Consider the following 2163-nt stretch of genomic DNA (forward strand, 5'->3'; position numbering starts at 1 on the left):
CCTGTTGCAGACAGGACGCTACGACGAGGCACTCGAGCGGGCACAGCGTCTGCAGGAGCTCCAGCCGGAAGCGGCCGGTCCGTTGAGCCTGCAGGGCGCTGCCCTGATGGGGCTGGGGCGAACCGACGAGGCCCGGGCGGCCTTCCGCGAGGGCGTCGCGCTGGACCCGGACGATGTATCCGTGGCGATGAACCTCGCTGGCCTGGAGCTCCAGGTCGGCAATCGCGGGGCGGCGCGCGAGGTGCTGGAAGCGATCCAGGAGCGCGACCCGGGGCATGCCCGTTCGGCCCAGCGCCTGGCCAACATGAGCCTGCAGGATGGCGACCACCAGGGGGCGGCGCGCTGGCTGCAAACGGCCATCGACTCGCAGCCCGAGTTGCTGCCGCCGCATCTCACCCTGGCCCAGATCCAGCTTCAGGGCGGCCAACCGGAGCAGGCCCTGCAGACGCTCCTCGCTGCGCGTGAACATCACCCCGGGAATCCGGACCTGCTGTATGCGCTGGCGGACGTCCAGCAGAGTCTCAATCGTCCGGATGCCGCGGTGACAAGTCTCGCGGAGGCCGTCGAACAGGCGCCGGACAACGTGAACCTGCGTCTCGCCCTGGCCCGCGCGCATGCGCAGGCCGGTGACGATGCCGCGATCGAGAGCACGCTTCGCGAGCTCCTGGAGCAGCAGCCGGACCACTACCGGGCCCGCCTGCTTCTGGCCCGGGGCCTGCTCAATCAGGAACGCATGAGCGATGCCGAGCCCCATCTGGCGCGCCTGGAGGAGCTCTACGAGAACCGCAGCGAGGTCCAGGCCTTGCTGGGCCGCGCGGCTATGCAGCGGGACGACCCAGCCGCCGCCGTGCGGCATTACCGGGCGGCACTGGCGGACCCGGGTTCGCAACGTCGGGACTGGGTGCATGCACTGGCGGAGGCGCAGCGCGAAGCCGGGGATGGCGATGCCGGGCGGGCCACGCTGGCCGCCTGGCTGGATGAAAATCCGCAGGACCTGGCGACATGGCATATCCACGCGGCGCAGCAGATGGCGGCGGACGACCGGTCCGGAGCGATGGATTCGTACCGTCGGATCGTCGAGCAGGATGGCGACGACGTGATTGCGCGCAACAACCTCGCATGGTCTTTGCGCGAGAGTGATACCCGGCAGGCGCTGGAGCATGCGCGCCGGGCTGCCGAGCTGGCACCGGAGGCGGCTCCGGTGCTGGACACCCTGGGTGCGGTGCTGATCCACGCCGGTGAGCCCGCAGAGGCCGCAGACATCCTTGGCCGTGCCAGCGAGCTTGCCCCGGATGATCCGGGCATTCAGTACCACCTGGCCTGGGCGGAAAGCGAACAGGGCGAGCGCGACGCCGCTGCTGAACGCTTGCGTCGCGTGCTGGACGGGCACGACCAGTTCCCCCAGCGGGCGGATGCGGAGGCGTTGCTCGATCGCCTGTAGACCCGGCACGAACCGGTCGATCAAGGGGGCTGCCGAGAGCGGCCCCTTTTTTGTGTGCGTCAGCCTGGTCGCCGCACATCCCTCCGTCCGGTCGGTCCTGTAATCCCGGGTCGGCCCGGACATTACTTCGTTGTCTGGCCTCTGACGGCTGCGCTCGGCCGGGGAGCTCGCTCGCGGCGGTCGGCACGGCCCGCGACCGGATCTCGGCAGGGGTGAGTCAATGCCACGGTTTCGGGGCCGGCTTATCCGTCCCCTCGACTATGGCCCACTGCCATGCTTCTGGTGTCTTCGCCGGTGCCTGGGAGACGCTGATGAATGTGCCGGCATCGCGGTGATGCCCCGTGTATCCCGAGACCTGGCGCGGCGCGCAGTCCGGTCGTGGTGCTACCGGCCCGTTTGCATCTTGGTCGGGGCGCTAGCCTCACACGCCTCGGAAGGACGGGGCTCGAGTTCGAGTGGTGCATGGATAGTCTTGCCCTGGCAGGCCAGGCGGACATCCGAAGGGGGGCGAGCGTCGGCCCGGGGTGGTGCGAGTCCGAACATGGCCAGTCGCCGGATGATTGCCGGCAGTGACGGGAGAGGGTGGCCGGTTCGCGCGAGGGTCCATGAGGGCTGTAGTACCGGGCCCGGATCGCGGAACAAAAAAAGGGCTCCCCGAAGGGAGCCCTCAACTCGATGCCCCGGGGGGAGGGCCATCAAGACTAGAAAGCGTTCTAGCGTCG

At 69.3% G+C, this 2163-nt stretch carries 1 protein-coding gene; it reads left to right on the forward strand.

Annotation, left to right across the window (positions count from 1 at the left end; translation table 11 throughout):
• On the forward strand, positions 1-1441 hold a 1441-nt coding region (locus tag G315_RS0113640), incomplete at its 5' end, for a tetratricopeptide repeat protein (protein ID WP_018143864.1).
• Positions 1442-2163: the final 722 nt, after the last annotated feature.

Source organism: Thioalkalivibrio sp. AKL7 (assembly GCF_000381705.1).
Classification (GTDB): Bacteria; Pseudomonadota; Gammaproteobacteria; order Ectothiorhodospirales; family Ectothiorhodospiraceae; genus Thioalkalivibrio; species Thioalkalivibrio versutus.